The 16,673-nt window shown below is 60.1% G+C and carries 14 protein-coding genes; 9 read left to right on the top strand and 5 right to left on the bottom strand.

The window, feature by feature from the left end; all coding sequences use genetic code 11:
* The first annotated feature begins 4 nt into the window (after positions 1–4).
* Positions 5–1,417: a F0F1 ATP synthase subunit beta gene (gene atpD, locus ADH66_RS01680; protein WP_066536534.1), complete on the top strand. Its 1,413-nt coding sequence runs from the start codon at positions 5–7 to the stop codon at positions 1,415–1,417.
* Positions 1,417–1,833, top strand: a complete 417-nt coding sequence (gene atpC / locus ADH66_RS01675) for an ATP synthase F1 subunit epsilon (protein WP_066536537.1) — start codon at positions 1,417–1,419, stop codon at positions 1,831–1,833. Before atpD ends, atpC begins: the two co-directional genes overlap by 1 nt.
* Positions 1,834–1,871: 38 nt before the next feature.
* Here atpC and ADH66_RS19800 read toward each other — a convergent pair whose 3' ends face one another.
* The gene (locus ADH66_RS19800; protein WP_157767182.1) at positions 1,872–2,186 is read right to left on the bottom strand and encodes a helix-turn-helix domain-containing protein; all 315 of its coding nucleotides are present in this window, start codon (positions 2,184–2,186) and stop codon (positions 1,872–1,874) included.
* Positions 2,187–2,319: 133 nt separating this feature from the next.
* On the opposite strand from ADH66_RS19800, the gene ADH66_RS19795 reads away from it, so the two are divergent.
* The 7 genes from ADH66_RS19795 (at position 2,320) to ADH66_RS01635 (ending at position 13,675) form a co-directional block, all read left to right on the top strand.
* The gene (locus ADH66_RS19795; protein ID WP_066536542.1) at positions 2,320–2,805 is read left to right on the top strand and encodes a hypothetical protein; all 486 of its coding nucleotides are present in this window, start codon (positions 2,320–2,322) and stop codon (positions 2,803–2,805) included.
* A 105-nt stretch (positions 2,806–2,910) separates the two neighbouring features.
* Positions 2,911–3,843 (top strand): aspartate carbamoyltransferase, encoded by a 933-nt coding sequence (gene pyrB, locus ADH66_RS01660; RefSeq protein ID WP_066536544.1) that lies wholly within the window; start codon positions 2,911–2,913, stop codon positions 3,841–3,843.
* A 33-nt stretch (positions 3,844–3,876) separates the two neighbouring features.
* A complete protein-coding gene (locus ADH66_RS01655; RefSeq protein ID WP_066536547.1) occupies positions 3,877–5,241 on the top strand; it encodes a hypothetical protein in 1,365 nt (454 codons plus the stop codon).
* A 17-nt stretch (positions 5,242–5,258) separates the two neighbouring features.
* Positions 5,259–5,684, top strand: coding sequence for an aspartate carbamoyltransferase regulatory subunit (locus ADH66_RS01650; RefSeq protein ID WP_066536550.1), 426 nt, complete (start codon positions 5,259–5,261; stop codon positions 5,682–5,684).
* Between the two features lie 28 nt (positions 5,685–5,712).
* Entirely contained in the window at positions 5,713–9,219 is a 3,507-nt protein-coding gene (addA, locus tag ADH66_RS01645) for a helicase-exonuclease AddAB subunit AddA (protein ID WP_066536553.1), read from the top strand.
* Positions 9,197–10,990, top strand: a complete 1,794-nt coding sequence (locus ADH66_RS01640; protein ID WP_066536556.1) for a beta-mannosidase — start codon at positions 9,197–9,199, stop codon at positions 10,988–10,990. Before addA ends, ADH66_RS01640 begins: the two co-directional genes overlap by 23 nt.
* A gap of 21 nt (positions 10,991–11,011) precedes the next feature.
* Positions 11,012–13,675: a translation factor GTPase family protein gene (locus tag ADH66_RS01635; protein WP_066536559.1), complete on the top strand. Its 2,664-nt coding sequence runs from the start codon at positions 11,012–11,014 to the stop codon at positions 13,673–13,675.
* 101 nt (positions 13,676–13,776) lie between these two features.
* Here ADH66_RS01635 and ADH66_RS01630 read toward each other — a convergent pair whose 3' ends face one another.
* The 4 genes from ADH66_RS01630 to ADH66_RS01615 form a co-directional block, all read right to left on the bottom strand.
* Positions 13,777–14,598, bottom strand: coding sequence for a TrmH family RNA methyltransferase (locus tag ADH66_RS01630; protein WP_066536560.1), 822 nt, complete (start codon positions 14,596–14,598; stop codon positions 13,777–13,779).
* A complete protein-coding gene (locus tag ADH66_RS01625) occupies positions 14,595–15,620 on the bottom strand; it encodes a zinc-dependent alcohol dehydrogenase (protein WP_066536561.1) in 1,026 nt (341 codons plus the stop codon). Before ADH66_RS01625 ends, ADH66_RS01630 begins: the two co-directional genes overlap by 4 nt.
* 26 nt (positions 15,621–15,646) lie before the next feature.
* Positions 15,647–16,159, bottom strand: a complete 513-nt coding sequence (locus ADH66_RS01620; RefSeq protein ID WP_066536562.1) for a CarD family transcriptional regulator — start codon at positions 16,157–16,159, stop codon at positions 15,647–15,649.
* A 124-nt stretch (positions 16,160–16,283) separates the two neighbouring features.
* Positions 16,284–16,664: a hypothetical protein gene (locus ADH66_RS01615; RefSeq protein WP_066536564.1), complete on the bottom strand. Its 381-nt coding sequence runs from the start codon at positions 16,662–16,664 to the stop codon at positions 16,284–16,286.
* Positions 16,665–16,673: the final 9 nt, after the last annotated feature.

The raw sequence follows: 16,673 nt of genomic DNA, 5'->3' as shown, positions 1-16,673 counted from the left end.
CACGATGAATAACCTTGAACGCGGTATCATCGTACAGATATCCGGCCCCGTGGTGGACGTGGAGATAGTAAGCGGGACCCTGCCAAAGCTCCGTGAAAAGCTCACCGTGGAGCTTAAAGGCGAGCTCCGGGTGATGGAGGTCTCCCAGCACCTGTCCTCGGACACGGTGCGCTGCGTCCTGCTCTCCCCCAGCGAGGGGCTTCAGAGGGGCCTGGCGGTGGCCGTGCCCGGAAGGACCATAGAGGTACCCGTGGGCACGGCCACCCTGGGCCGTATGTTCAACGTGCTGGGCGAGCCCATCGACGGCAAGGGGCCGGTACCTGAAGGTACGCCTGTAAAGAGCATCTACCGCAAGGCCCCAAGCTTTGAGGAGCAGAGCCCCGCCGTGGAGATACTTGAAACGGGCTTGAAGGTCATCGACCTTTTGGAGCCCTACCCCCGGGGCGGCAAGATAGGCCTCTTCGGCGGCGCGGGCGTGGGCAAGACCGTGCTCATTCAGGAGCTCATACACAATGTGGCCATGGAACACGGCGGCTATTCCATCTTCACCGGCGTGGGCGAGCGCAGCCGGGAGGGCAACGACCTCTGGCGGGAGATGCAGGAGAGCGGCGTTTCCGATAAGACCGCCCTGGTCTTTGGCCAGATGAACGAGTCCCCGGGCGTGCGCATGAGGGTGGCCCTGTCGGGGCTGACCATGGCGGAGCATTTTAGGGATGCGGAGCATAAGGACGTGCTCCTGTTCATAGACAATATCTTCCGTTTCGTCCAGGCGGGCAGCGAGGTCTCCACCCTCTTGGGCCGAATGCCCTCTGCTGTGGGCTACCAGCCCACCCTTGCCAATGAGATGGGCGAATTACAGGAGCGCATAACCTCCACCAAGGACGGCTCCGTCACCTCTGTCCAGGCGGTATACGTGCCCGCCGACGACCTGACGGACCCGGCCACGGCCACCACCTTCGCCCACCTGGACGCCACCACCGTTTTAAGCCGCAAGATATCCGAACAGGGAATATACCCCGCCGTGGACCCCCTGGCCTCCACCTCTCGGATACTGGAGGCGGACATAGTGGGCGAGGAGCACTACAGGATAGCGAGAAAATGCCAGGAGATACTGGAGAAATACAGCGAATTGCAGGATATCATAGCTATCTTGGGCATGGAGGAGCTCAGCGAGGAGGACCGCCGGATAGTGGCCCGCGCCAGAAGGCTCCAGCGCTTCTTCGCCCAGCCCACCCACGTGGCCGAGAAGTTCACCGGCCTTAAAGGTATCTACGTGCCCTTGAAGGACACCCTGGAGAGCTTCGGGGCCCTGGTGGACGGCGAGCTGGACCAGTACCCCGAGGCCGCCTTCTACAACGTGGGCACCTGGCGGGACGTGGTGGAGAAAGCGAAGAAGCTGGAGGCGGGTGAAATCTGATGCAGGAGTTCCAGGTACATATTTTGGCCGCCGACCGCACCTTCTATGACGGCCCCTGCGTGAGCCTGACAGTACCCACCAGCGACGGCGAGCTGGGAATTCTGGCCCACCACAGCCCCATAATAGCCGCCGTCCAGCCCGGCACCCTCAGGTACCAGGCCCCAGACTGCGAGGCGCAGCTGGCGGCGGTGTCCCCGGGCATGGTTAAGGTGGAGAACAACGAGGTGCTTGTACTGGTGGACTCCGCCGAGCGCCCTGAGGAGATAGACGCAGCCCGGGCCCAGCGGGAGGCTGACGAGGCCCTGGAGGCCCTCCTCCAGAAGAAGTCCCTCCAGGAGTACCAGGTGGCCCAGGGCACCCTTGCCCGGGCGCTGAACCGGCTCAGAGTCAAATCCAACTACACCGGGAAACACTGAAGAAAACATGGAGAAAGCACCGCGGCCCGGTGCTTTCATTATTTTTTCAGATAGTTTTTTATTACCAGCCGTATGCTCTCCTTCTCCCCCTCGTCCAGTCCTCTATAGTCCCTGAGGAGCGCCCATTCCTCCTTCGAGAGCTCCAGCCCGGCGGCGCCCGAGGGGGTGTGGCCTATAAGGTAGTCGACGGTAGTCTCAAAGTAGTCGGCAAGAAGGATAAGGGTGCCTATATCCGGCTCGAACTTTTGCTTTTCATATCTGTTTACAGACTGCTGGGTTATTCCCAGATAGTCCGCTATCTTCTGCTGGCTGATGCCCTTGCTCATGCGTAAACTGCGAAGATTTTTAACCATTTCTTGTTCACCCCGATAATATAATAACAACCTATAGGTGTTATTTGTATTATGCTCCACGGATAAACGAATCATTGACAACACTTTTGAAGTGTGATAAAATGTGTAATGATATGTGGAAGGAGGGGACAATATGGCGGCACTGGTAATATCTGTCATAGCTGTGATTATCCTCTTCGCCATAAAAAGTCTGCCCGGCCCCTCCCCCGCGCGGACACAGGAAAAGAAAAGCGCCCTGATACAATACCTGTCTGAGTACGCGACTTTTTCAGATTCCGTACTGTTCCTCAACAGGAGGTCAAAATCCCTTAGAGCCGTTATGAGAGTGCGCCGCTTCAAAAACTATCAGGAAATCCCCGGGAGAGCGCAGGAGCGCGGCGACGAAAAAGCGTTCCTCTTGTTCAACGAGGAGAATGTCTCCTGCATCAAGCTGACGGAAAGCGTGCATGAGGAAGCAAAAAGCTCAAGTATAGAGCGGCTTATAAGCGAAAGCGGAGAGATACTGCTGGTCTCCCCCTGGAGCGACTGCGGCACAGCCGACAGCGCCCTTTCCACCTATGAAAAATGCGTTGAAATATTGGACTGGGTATGCCGCCTGGAATCCGAGGAATCCCATTGACACCTCCCTCTGAATCAGGTATAATTTAATAGTGAACACAGCCGCGGGTTATGTTGCCCGCGGCCTTTTTAGAGCCAATATTGACCCGGAAAGGCGGTATACGTTATGCGTCATCTCATCGACCCACTGGACTTTAATATGCAGGAAACCGGCCGGCTTCTGAAGCTGGCCGGAGGGATCTCGGACAGGCCCCGGGAGTATGCCCACTGCTGTGACGGAAAAATCTTAGCCACACTGTTTTTCGAGCCCAGCACCCGGACCCGGCTCAGCTTCGAGTCGGCCATGCTGCGCCTTGGCGGCCAGGTTTTAGGCTTCTCCTCGGCGGGGAGCAGCTCCGCCGCCAAGGGCGAGAGCGTTGCGGACACCCTCCGTATGATCTCCGGCTATGCCGACATCGCCGCCCTGCGGCACTTTAAGGAGGGCGCGCCCTTCGTGGCCGCCCGGTACTCAAAAATACCCGTGGTAAACGCCGGTGACGGCGGCCACCAGCACCCCACCCAGACCCTTACGGACCTTTTCACCATACTGCGCCGGCGGGGGGAAATAGGGAACCTCACCATAGGCCTGTGTGGCGACCTGAAATTCGGCCGCACGGTGCACTCGCTGATAAAGTCCCTGGTGCGGTATGAAAACGTGCGCTTTGTGCTCATCTCTCCCGAGGAGCTGCGGGCCCCAGGGTACATAGTAAAAGAGGTGCTCACACCCTCCGGCCACAGCTTCACCGAGGCCAGAAGGATAGAGGAGGTCATGCCGGAGCTGGACGTACTCTACATGACACGTGTCCAGCGGGAGCGCTTCTTCAACGAGGAGGACTACGTGCGCCTTAAAGACTCCTATATCCTCACCCCAGAAAAGCTGAAAAGCGCCAAAAAGGACCTGGTGATAATGCACCCGCTCCCCAGGGTCAACGAGATTGACCAGCGGGTGGACGAGGACCCCAGGGCCCTGTACTTCGAACAGGCACGGGGCGGCGTGTTCGTCAGAATGGCGCTGATACTGGCGCTTTTGGGGTTGGAGCCGGAGGTTCTTGATCCATAAATTTTTTCAATAAAAACAAAGGAGAAAACCAAAATGAAAAAACTTACCGCCACACTGCTGTCCCTGCTTATGCTTATCGCCGCCCTGGGCGGGTGCAGGCCCAAGGACGCGGAGGAGAGCCGCGCGCCGGAGGGCGGGGGGGCGGAGCCTTTGCAGGTGTTTATTGACGTGGAATTCGGAAGTAATGTGTTTATATCTGTCCGGGAGTTTCTAAGGGACTATGAAGCCGAAACCACAAAGGGCGGCAAGACCAAATACAAGAGCCTCCAGGCCGTGATAGAGGAGCTGGGCGGGCCGGAGGATATAGAGCTGGAGTTTGCCCCCAAATGCGGCGACGAGCGGGACGCTTATATGACGGCCCTTCGCACGGAGATAATGGCCGGCAAAGGCCCGGACGTATTCGTGACCCTTTCCGGCTATGGCAACCACTGGGATGACGCGTCCCTTTCCAAGCTCTGCCGGGAGGACTCGCTGTTCCAGTTTCCGAAGCAGGCCATGGAGCGCAATATGTTTCTGCCCTTAGACGATTATATTGAAAAGGCCCGGTTCATGGAGTGGGACAAGCTGACCACGATTATTATGGAGACCGGGAAAAATGAGCATGGACAGCTCCTGCTGCCCATGACCTATACGGTGCCGGTCGCTACCTTCAAAAGCGAGGATATCGATTTCAGGCTTGACGGCAATACCGGGCTTACCTGGAGGGATATGCTGTCAGGCCCGCCGGAGCTGGTGGTCTCGGCAGCAAAGTCCCACGCATCTATGCAGAGCGCGGCCCTCTACCCCATCGCGGACTATAAGAAGGACGAGCTCGCCATAACCGAGGAGGAGCTTTTAGACTACGTCACCTCACGGAAAGACGCATACGAACAGTGCAAGGAAATGAAGTTCCCCGAGGGCTCTATAAGCTGCCTTATGCCCCTTAACTGGTTCGACGATGAGTACGGCTCTGAAAACCAGCTTACCATGGCGCCCCTTTTCTCCCGCAGCGGCGGCTACTCCGCCGTTGTCACCAGCTTTATCGGGATAAATGTCAACACAAACCGTCCTGACGACGCGTTCTTCATAGTTGACTACCTCATGAGCAAGGAAGCCCAGCAGTCAAAGCTCTACACCCACATGACCTGGGGGAACGCCGTCCCCACCATGGAGGGCCTGCTGTCCGGCCGGGGCAATGGGATAAGCGATGGCGACAGCAAATATTATTATATGTCGGAAAACCTCTACTCTGAGTTCGAGAAACTCCGGGCAAATATATCCGGCGCAGACTTCTACACACCCCTGGACGCGGAATTTTTTGAGCTGGAGGGTGAGCTCTATGACGGGCCCTCGAAGCCGGTGGAGGAACTGGTACATGATATGTATATGCGCATGAATATGATGCTTGCCGAATCATAAAAAAAGGAGAGACAAAAATGCTAAACATCGACAGCATAGAAAACGGAATAGTTATCGACCACATCACCGCCGGGCGTGGTATGCGGGTGTATGAGCTTCTGGAGCTTCAGAAGCTGGACACCTGCGTGGCCATAATACGCAATGCCCGCAGCAGCAAGTTCGGCAAAAAAGATATAATCAAGATAGAGGGCCTGACGGACATAGACCTGGACGTGCTGGGCTTTATAGACGACCACGCCACCGTCTGTGTTATCCGGGACGGGGAGCTCATCGAGAAGAAACAGCCCAAGCTGCCGAAGAAGCTTGTGAATATCGTCAGCTGCAAGAATCCCCGGTGCATAACCAGCGTGGAGGACGTGGACCAGGTGTTCACCCTCTGCGACGGCGAGCGGCACCGCTATCGCTGCCAATACTGCGAGCAGGTGCTGGAGGAGGCGCGGTAGGCTTAGATTTATTTAAGGGGGCGAGGGAATGAAGTGGACGGACAGCCAGTGGGACGCGATAGAAGCAAGGAGGGGCACGGTGCTGGTGGCGGCGGCGGCAGGCTCCGGCAAGACTGCCGTGCTGGTGCAGAGAGCCATAGAGCGGCTTATAGACCGGAGGAACCCCACGCCGGCCAACCGGCTTTTGATAGTCACCTTTACAAAGGCCGCGGCGGCGGAGATGCGCGCCCGGCTTGAGGGGCGGCTCTATGAGCTTTTGAGGGAGAACCCGGGCAGCGGCCTTCTCCGCCGCCAGAGCATACTGCTGCATCAGGCCCATATCGGCACGGTGGACAGCTTCTGCGCGGAGATGGTCCGGGAATTTTTCCACCTTCTGGACATAGCGCCGGAGTTCAAGATACTCTCCGACAAGCGGGAGCAGGAGCTGATAAACGAGTCTCTGGAGGAGGCCATGTCCGCCGCCTATGACAGCGGCAGCATACGGGAACTCTCCGACGCCTTTGCCGCCGAGCGGGACGACCGGCGCATAACCCGCATGGTCCTGACCCTGTACCGCTTCATGCAGAGCCACCCCTTCCCGGAAAAGTGGCTTAATGAAAAGGTGAAGATGTACTTTGCCGGGGACGGTACGCCCTGGGAGCGCGTTATCCTTGAGTACGCCGCCGAAGCCGCCGGGCACGCCGCCGCCCTGCTGAAGGGCGCGCTGGCCCTCTGCGGAGAGGACGGGCCCATATACGAGAGCTTCGCCCCGGCTCTCTCCGCCGACCGGGAGGGCTGCCTGGCCCTTATGAAAGCCGCCCGGACCGGGGACTGGGACCTCTGCTCCCGCCTTGTGGGCCAGTGGTCCCCCGCAAGGCGGGGCCGCCTGCCAAAAGGGGCCGGGGAGGACCCCCTGGTTTCCCGGCTTGAAGCCGTGCGCGCCGAGGTAAAGCGGGTGATCCCCGGCCTTTCCCGCTGCCTTTCGGCCCCCCGGGCCGCCTGCCTTGAGGAACTGGAGAAGGCCGGACCGCTGCTCCAAAGCCTTGCGGAGCTGACTTTAGATTTCTCAAAGCGCTATGAGGTCAAAAAGCGGCAGAAGGGCTTTCTGGACTACAGCGACCTGGAGCACTGCGCCATCCGGCTGTTTGTCCGTGAGGACGGCTCCCCCACCCCCGCCGCCCTGGAGGTGGCCGGGCGGTTTGACGAGATAATGATAGACGAGTACCAGGACATCAACGAGGTCCAGGACAGCATCTTCCGGGCCGTATCAAAAGAGGGCAAAAACCTCTTTATGGTGGGCGACGTGAAGCAGAGCATCTACGGCTTTCGCCGGGCCATGCCGGAGATATTTCTGCGCTGCCGCCGGGCCTTTGAAAAGTATGACAGGAGCGCGCCGGAATACCCCGCCTATATTGTCCTGGACCGAAATTTCCGCTCCCGGCGGGAGGTGACGGAGGCGGTAAACTTCGTCTTCTCACAGCTTATGAGCCGCGAGGCCGGGGATGTGGACTATACCGGCGAGGAGCGGCTGGTCTGCGGCGCGGGCTATGGCCCCAAGGAGGGCTGCGATACCGAGGCCGTCTTTATCTCCCGGGGAAAGGCCCCCGCCGAGACCGCCGAAGCGGCCTTTATAGCCAAGAGGATAAAGGAGCTTATAAACGGTGGATTTACCGTCAGCGAGGGGGACGCCGAGCGCCCCGCGGCCTTCGGGGATTTCTGCATACTTTTGAGAAGTGCCAATAAGCACGCCCACGTATACGCCCAGGAGCTGAAGCGCCTTGGGGTGCCCGCCCGGGCCACGGTGAGCGGTGGTTTCTTCGCGGCGGCGGAGATACAGACAATGCTCTCCTTTTTGCGGGTGATAGACAACCCCAACCAGGACATTCCCCTCTTGGCTCTCTTGATGAGCCCCATATACGGTTTCTCCGCCGACGATGCGGCAGAACTCCGTGCCGGGGACAAGTCCGTATCTGTGTATGTTTCCCTTACCCGGGCGGCGGAAAGGGATCCTCGCTGCCAAAAGGTTCTGAAGGAGCTCTCAGAGCTGCGCAGCCTTGCGGCCACCATGCCCGCCGACGGCTTTATAACCCTGCTCTATGGCCGCACGGGTTTCCCGGACATGGCCCTTGCTATGGACGAGGGGGCGGGGCGGCTTGCCAACCTCCAGCTTTTGCAGAGGTATGCCCAGGAATATGAGAGCTCCGGCTATCACGGGCTGTCGGGCTTTGTCAGGTTTCTGGACCGGCTTCGGGACTCGGGCACGGATTTGCAGGCCGCCGAGCTCCAGCCCACAGGCTCCGACGCGGTGAGCATCATGAGCATACACAAGTCAAAGGGGCTCCAGTTCCCGGTGTGCATAGTGGCCGGCTGCGGCAGGAACTTTGCCGGGGACCAGGCCGAGGAGGTGCTTCTGCACCCGGAGCTGGGCCTGGGGGTCAAACTGAAGGAGGGCCCCGGGGGCGCAAGGTTCACCACCACCGCCCGGGAGGCCATCGCCCTTGAGACTGCTCGTGGGGCCGGGGCCGAAGAGCTACGCGTGCTGTATGTGGCCATGACCCGGGCACAGGAGAAGCTGCTTCTGGTGTCCTCCGCGCCGGACATGGAGACGCTGCTGCAAAAGGCGGCCATGGAGCCGCCAGGGAACAGAGTCTCCCCCTTCACCGTGCGCAAGTCCAGAAGCGCCGCCGCCTGGCTCCTGCTCTGCGCCCTTCGGCGCCCGGAGGGCAGAGAGCTCAGACGGCTTGCGGGCATAGACGAGAACGTCTCCGTTTCAGACAGCGGCGCGCCCTGGCGGATATCCCTTACGGAGTACGCGCCCCCAGAGGCCGAGGACGCTCCCGCAGAGGAGCTGGCCGCAGAGCCCGACATGGAGCTCTACGCCCGGCTTCAGGCCCAGGCGGCCTTCGAGTACCCCCACGCCCGTGTGCTGGACGTGCCCGCCAAGGTTTCCGCCTCCAAGCTGGCGGCACAGCAGGGGGGCTCCCGGGAGCTGAACCTCACAAGACCGGCGTGGTTGGGGGCAAAGGGCATGACCCCGGCCCAGCGGGGCATAGCCCTGCACGAGTTCATGCAGTTCGCGGACTTCCCCGCCGCCGCAAGGGACCCGGCGGCCGAAATAAACCGGCTGTCGGACCTTCGGTATCTGACCCCCGAGCAGGCGGGGGCGGTAGAGGTAAAACGGGTGCGGGCGTTCTTTAGAAGCCCGCTGGGCCAAAGGGTGCTGGCCTCGCCCCAGGTCATAAAGGAGCGGCGCTTTACCGCCGTGATACCCGCCGGCCTGGCCCAGCCGGGGACTCCCGCCCCGGAGGAGCCCGTGGTGCTCCAGGGCTCTGTGGACTGTACGTTCCTGGAGGAGGGCAGACTGAATATTATCGACTTTAAAACAGACCGGGTAGAGGATATAGAGGAGCTCTGGCGGCGGTATATGGTGCAGATAAGGCTGTACGCCCGCGCCATGGAGGAGGTCTCCGGGCTTCCCATAGGCGAGATGTTCCTCTACTCTACCTGGCTCAGTATGGGGAGTGGAAAACCGTATGATGAAACAGGCAGCGCATAATATAATAATGGACGTGTTCGTCAGCCAGACACACATGAACGGCGCGGTCATGCTGGACATTATGGGGGACTTTTGCACAGCGGGGGATACGGAATTCACCGTATTTGTCACCGACCCCCGTGGTCGTGTGACAGAGCTCCCCTCCTTCCCCGCCCACCTGGCCATAGAGGGCCCCCAGCTCTGGTGGCCCCGGGGGTATGGGGAGCAGTCCCTCTACACCGTCCGGGTAGAGGCAAGGCTTGATGGCCAAGTGGCCGATTTCTGGGAGCAAAAGATAGGCCTGCGCACAGCTTCAATGTCCATAGAGACAGACGGATATGGCGAGAGCTTTGCCCACATGATAAACGGCGTGAAGATATTTGCCATGGGCGCAGGCTATACTCCCCGGGAGGATAGCACCCCCGAGCGCACTCGGCGGCTCCTTGAGGACGCGGCGGCGGCAAACTTCAACTGCATAAGGGTCCGGGGCGGGGTCTGCCCCCACGGCTTCTTCTACGATATATGCGACGAGCTGGGCCTTATGGTCTGGCAGGACTTTATGTTTTCAAGCCCGGCCTATGACCTGACCCAGGAGCTTGCGGAGAATATAAAGGCCCAGGTCCGTAACAGCGTCACCCGCCTCAGGCACCATCCGTGCATCGCCCTCTGGTGCGGCAATGAAGGGCTGGAGCTCTCCGCCCCCAAACTTACCCCCAGGCAGAGGGCCGACTATATCCGCCTCTTTGAGTACATCATCCCCAAGGAGCTTAAAAGATGCGACCCCGATGCGTTTTATTGGCCCTCAAGCCCCTCCTCCGGCGGAGGCTTCGACCGGCCGGACAGCCCTGACAGCGGCGACGTCCACTCCAAATGCTCCGACCAGAAAGGCCCCGGGCGTTATGTCTCGGACTTCGGGACGCCCTCCTGCCCCTGCCTGCCCACAGTGGAGAGCTTCACCCCTCCAAAGGAGCGCAACCTGTTCTCCCGGTCCATGGAGGAGCACTCAGATACCCCCCGCGATACGGCCCATATCATGGCGAATATCCAGCGGTACTACCTCTGCCCCACCTCCTTTGATACGCTCCTTTACGCCTCCCAGCTCTCTCAGGCGGAGATACTCCGCGCCGCCGCCCAGCGTTACCGGCGGCACAGGGGCCGCTGCATGGGGGCCCTCTACCGGCAGCTGGACGACTGCCGCCCCCAGGTCTCCTGCTCCTCCATCGACTATACCGGCCGGTGGAAGGCCCTGCACTACTTTGCAAAGCGCTTCTTTGCGCCGCTTCTACTCTCCTGTGGGGAGCTCTCCGGCCAGGATAAGGCCCTGGGCCTTTGCGTCACCAACGATACCCTCGCCCCCCATACCGTGCTCATAAAGTGGGCCCTTCGCGATAACTCCGGCCGTGTAAAGCGCGAGGAGACCATCTCCCTCACCGTACCGCCCCTGGAGAGCGCCTGGCTTGATGAGGTGCTTCTGCCTGAGGCGGATATATTCAGCGACCTTGTGACCTATACTCTCTATGAAAAGAGCGCGCCCATAAGCTTCGGCACGGCGCTGTTTGTCCCGCCCAAATACTATGAATTCCATGACCCCCAGCTTGACTGCCGTCTTGACGGCGAGGAGATCATAGTCACCTCTAAGGCCTACGCCCAGGGCGTGGAGATACGCAATGCAAAAGAAAATCTGGTTCTAAGCGATAACTATTTTGATATGCTCCCGGGAGAGTACCGGGTTAAAATACTGCGTGGCAAGCCGGAGGAGCTTCGGGCACGCAGTGTGTACGATATAAAATAACCCCAGAAAGGAGCTCCGCCCATGCGCAAGCTCACCGTCGGCCTCCTTGCTCACGTGGACGCCGGTAAAACCACCCTATCCGAAGCCCTCCTATACCGGGGCGGCGCCCTGCGAACCCTGGGCCGCGTGGATCACGCCGACGCCTTTTTGGACCACGACAGTCTCGAGCGCGCGCGGGGCATCACCATCTTCTTAAAGCAGGCCGTCCTTCCTCTTCCAGACGTGGAGCTCACACTGCTGGACACCCCCGGCCACGTGGACTTTGCCGCCGAGGCAGAGCGCACCCTCCAGGTCCTGGACTGCGCCCTTCTGGTGGTCTCCGGCCCCGACGGCCCCCAGGGCCACACTCTCACCCTCTGGCGGCTTTTAGAGCGCCACAAGGTGCCGGTGTTCCTGTTCCTCAACAAGATGGACCAGCCCGTGGACCAGGCCGCCCTCCTTGAAAAACTGAAGCATACCCTCTCCCCGAACCTTCTGAACATGGACGCATATGGCGAGGACAGCTTCTTCGAGACCGCAGCCCTTGGGGACGAAGCCGCCCTCTCCGAGTACCTGGAAACAGGCTCTATAGACGAGCCCACCCTCCGCCGCCTTATATCAGAGCGCAAATGCTTCCCCTGCTTCTTCGGCAGCGCCCTAAAGCTCCGGGGGGTGGACCGGCTCCTGGACGGCCTTACAAGACTTGCCCCCCGTCCCCAGTGGGGCGGAAACTTTGCCGCCCGGGTCTACAAGATAACCCGGGACGACCGGGGCGCCCGCCTTACCCACGTAAAGATAACCGGCGGCAGTCTCGGCGTAAAGGAAACCATAGACCTCCCCGGCGGCGGGGAGAAGGTCAACGAAATACGCGTCTACTCCGGAGCAAAATTCACCCCCCAGAGCTCCGTAAAGGCCGGGACCATATGCGCGATTACCGGCCTTAGCTCCACCTTCCCCGGCCAGGCCCTTGGGGCCGAGAAGTCCAGCCCTCCTCCGGCCCTGGAACCCGCCATAGCCTACCGTATGCTGCTGCCCGAGGGGGTCCCCGCAAATTCCGTGCTGCCAAAGCTCCGGGAGCTCTCGGAGGAGGACCCCCAGCTGCACCTGGAGTGGAACGAAGCCCTGGGACAGATAACCGTGCGCCTCATGGGCAGGATTCAGGCCGAGATACTAAAGCGGGTGATTCTTGACCGCTTCGGCCTGGAGGTAGAATTCAGCCAGGGCAGCGTGGTCTACAAGGAGACCATCGCCGCCCCGGTGGAGGGAGTCGGCCACTTCGAGCCCCTGCGCCACTACGCCGAGGTGCACCTGCTCCTAGAGCCCCTCCCTCTTGGCAGCGGAGTGGAGCTGGCTGCGGCCTGCTCCGAGGACGACTTCGCCGGGAACTGGCAGCGGCTGGTGCTCACCCACCTGGCGGAGAAGGTCTACCGGGGGGTGCTCACCGGCTCGGCCCTGACGGACGTGCGCATCACCCTTGTGGCGGGCCGGGCCCATCTCAAGCACACCGAGGGCGGCGACTTCCGCCAGGCCACCTATCGGGCCGTGCGCCAGGGACTGATGAAGGCCCGCTCCGTGCTCCTGGAGCCCTGGTACTCCCTGCGCCTGGAGGTGCCCGCCGAGAGCTTAGGCCGGGTTCTAACGGATATTCAGCGCATGGGCGGCGGGGCCGGGCAGCCCCAGACCGTAGGCGAGGAGACCGTCATAGAGGCCAGCGTCCCAGTGGCTGCCTTCGGCGACTACGCCGCAGAGGTCGCCGCCTATACCAAGGGCCGGGGCCGGGTGTCCTGTACTCTGTCTGGCTATAAACCCTGCCCGGACCAGGAATCCGTAATAAAATCCATCGGTTACGACCCCGAGAAGGATCTGGAGGATCCGCCGGGCTCGGTATTCTGCGGACATGGAGCCAGCTTTCTTGTCCCCTGGAATGAGGTGGAGAGTTATATGCACCTGCCCGCCCTAAAGCTTGGCGCGGACGGCGTCCCTTTTGTCCCAGCCCCCGGGGAGCCTGATAATTCCTCTCCCCGGGGCTCCCGCCCCCTTGCGCCCCTTGAAGCGGACAAGGAGCTGCTTGCCATCTTCGAGCGCACCTACGGCCCTATAAAGCCCCGGGCCTTTGAGCCCGCCCCCCGGCCAAAGCGGCCCGCGTCCTCCCCTAATGACCCCAAGTCTCCCCGCCGCCCCATAGAACTTCCGCCCCAGGGGCCGGAGTATCTGCTGGTGGACGGCTATAACATGATCTTCGCCTGGGAGGAGCTGAACGCTCTATCAAAGCTGGACCTGTCCGCCGCCCGCACGGCCCTGGCAGATATCCTCTGCAACTATCAAGGTTTCCGCCAGAACAGGATAATCCTGGTTTTCGACGCATATAAAGTCCCCGGCGGCGCGGGGTCCGTCACCAAGTATCACAATATCCATATTGTCTACACCAAAGAGGCCGAGACCGCCGACGCCTACATTGAGAAGGCCAGCTATCAGCTCACAAAAGTGCACCGCCGGGTGCTTGTGGCCAGCGCGGACTTTGCCGAGCAGCTTATTATCCTTGGTCACGGCGCTCTGCGTATGTCGGCCCAGGAGCTTCGCCTGGAGGTGGAGCAGGCCAATGGGGAGATAAGGGATATTCTGGCGCGCCAGGCGCTCCTGCCAAAGGGCGGCGGGAATATGCGCGAAGCGTTCCGCAAGGCAACAGAAGACAAAGACAAATATTAAGCGGGCATATCCCTGCCCGCTTTTAGACCTTGGGGCGACTTCGCGCAGCGAATGTCAACTGCCCCCAAACCCCGCAACCTTTGAAAAGGTTGACGAAACTTTTACCCGCGCTCCGCGCGCTGCCGCACCGCCTCATACATCAGCACAGTCCCCGCGCACGCTACGTTAAACGAACTGGCGGACCCCTCCTCCGCCATGGGTATCGTACACAATACATCGCAGCTCTGCTTGAACCCATAACTGAGCCCCTCCGTCTCGTTCCCCAGCATAAGCAGCACAGGCCCAGAGAGGTCCTCCCCCCAGACCGCCCTCTGCCTATGGGCCGTGGTCCCCACCGTCCGAAACCCCGGATATCTCTCCCGCAGCTCCTCAATATAGGCTGTCACGTCCCTGAGCTCCATCTGCGCCGCCTGTACCCGGAAGAACGACCCCATACTGGCCGTCACCACCTCCGGGTCATAGAGGTCCACCCCGTGCCCGGTAAGTATCAGCCCGTCGGCCCCCAATCCGTCGCAGGAGCGCAGCAGCGTCCCCAAGTTTCCTCTGTTGGAGGGCCTGTCGAACAGCACCAGCAGCGGATTCTCCGGCAGCCTGAACTCCCCGGCCCCGCCGCTGCGCATATTCACCACAGCCATCAGCTCAGAGGTGTCCTCCTTGCCGCTGAGCTCCTCCATCAGCCCAGGACCCAGCCGTAGGTTCTCCTGTGTTCTCACGTCTCTCAGCATACCCTTGGCCCAATCCGAAAGCTCCCGGTCCCGGGGGTACACAAAGGACGCTATCTCCCAGCCGTTGGCCGCGGCCTGGTTGATGTTCCGCACGCCCTCCACCAAAAACTGGCCGTATCTGTGCCGCTTGTTTCTGTTGGTTTTCAGCACCTGCAATTTCTGGAACGCCGCGTCCCGGTTGTTAATATCCCTTATCATCTCTGCACGTCTATGAGCACCTTCATGGTGGACTCCCTGTTCCCGTCTATGTACTTATATGCTTCCAGATATTCCTTGAAGGGGAACCGCTTCGACAACAGCGGCATAAGCCGCACCTTCCCCTCCTGCACAAGCTCTATGGCCTTCTCATAGTCCTCGCTTCTGTACATCATAGAGGTATTAAGGTCCAGCTCATGGTCGTTTAAAACCGCAAGGTCAATGTTCGCAATCTTGGCAAAGACCGCCACCAGGATTATAGTGCTGCCCTTTCTGGCGTACTTTATGGCCTGGCCCATGGTAACGTCGTTCCCGGCGCAGTCATAGATAACGTCCGCCTTATCCGGCCCGAAGAACTCCGCAAAGGCCTCTCCGAAGTCCCGCTCTCTGGTGTTCACCACCGCGTCCGCGCCGCACTCCTTCGCCTTCTCCAGCCGTAGATTGCTCACGTCCGTCACCATCACCCGGCCGGCCCCCATGCCCTTGGCCGCCTGGGCCACCAGTATGCCTATGGGTCCGGCCCCCAGCACGCATATGTCACGGCCCCTAACGTCCCCGGCCCGGCGCACTGCGTGCACCGCCACCGCCAAGGGCTCTATCATCGCGCCCTCCTCAAGGCTCATCTCCTCCGGCAGGGGAGTCACCTTCTCCGCGTCCACGGCAAAATATTCCGAAGCTACCCCCGTGGTCTGAAAGCCCATGACCTTTAAGCTCTCACAGAGGTTATACTTGCCGTTTCTGCACGGCCAGCACTCCCCGCAGACTACCTGGGGCTGTATTGTCACCTTCTGGCCCACCTTTAGGCCCTCTACTCCTTTTCCAAGCTTCTCTATCACCCCGGACACCTCGTGGCCCTGGGTGACAGGGTAGCTTGTGAAGGGGTGCTCCCCGTGGTAGACGTGTATATCGGAGCCGCAGACTCCTATCTCCATTATCCTTACCAGTACCTGGCCCGGGCCTGCTTCGGGCACGGGGATTTCCCGGAACTCTATCTTTCCAGGCTCGGTCATTACCTGTTGAAGCATTACTCAATTCCTCCCGTAAATCATGTTCAGCTCGCCTTCAAGCTCTCCAGCTTCGCCCCGATATACTCCCGGACCTCCTCCTTGGGTATATCCAGCGCCGCCGCCAGCTCCCCGAACAGCAGCTCCTCTGCCTGTTTGAGATACCTCTCGTCCACGCTGCCGAACTTTCTTTTCCGGCTTAACAGCCACTGCTTCTTTGTATGGATGGAGATGGTCATCTCCATCCAGTTTTGGCAGCTATAGCTCTTCAGCAGCGTCGTATAGTGCTCGTTAAGCTCCCGGCTCACCCGGCTGTGAAAGGCCGGGCAGTCCATGGTGGGGATAAGCCCTATCAGCCGGTCGGCCTCGTCCCTTGTGATGATGGGCCGGATAAACACCTTGTCAGAGTCCACCGGCACAGAGATCACGCAGGCCTTATACAGCGGCTGCATGACATAGTACAGCCGCTCCTCCCCGTCCGGGCAGGTCTGATTGATTATTTCACTCACCCTGCACACGCCTGTGCTGCCATAAGAAACCAGCTCTCCCACCTGATACATGCTCTTTCCCCCTCTTAATATGGTCTGCTATTATTTTATATAATAATAGTATACCACATTTTTGGACGGAATGTAAGCATAAAAACTCTAAAATTTGAAAAATTTTTTCACAAATCCGGCCCTTTTACCAGATGCCGTTGGTGAACCAGTCGGGCAAAAGCGCCGCCTCGCTCAGTATAAGCATCACCTTCATCAGCACTCCGATGGCCGATATCACTATCCCCGCCACAGCAAGCCCCCGGTTGCGGTCGCTCCTAAAGCCCACTATGGACGCGATAAACCCCAGGGGCAGCAGCAGGACGCTTGCGAAAAAGTACCCCACCACCGAGGACACGAACCCCAGCACTGTGAAGACATCCCTCCAGCAGAAGGACCTCTGGGGCCTGGGATATTGCGGGGGCGGCAGCATGGGACGGGGCGGCGTGCCCGGCTGATACGGCTGAAACTGGGGCGGCTGTGCCTGAACCGGTTGCCGGTCCGGCCCGCCGTTAGGATAGGTATTCATGTCAATGCA

Origin of the sequence: Acutalibacter muris (assembly GCF_002201475.1) — a bacterium.
Classification (GTDB): Bacteria; Bacillota; Clostridia; order Oscillospirales; family Acutalibacteraceae; genus Acutalibacter; species Acutalibacter muris.
This window is presented reverse-complemented; position numbering and strand designations above follow the sequence as displayed.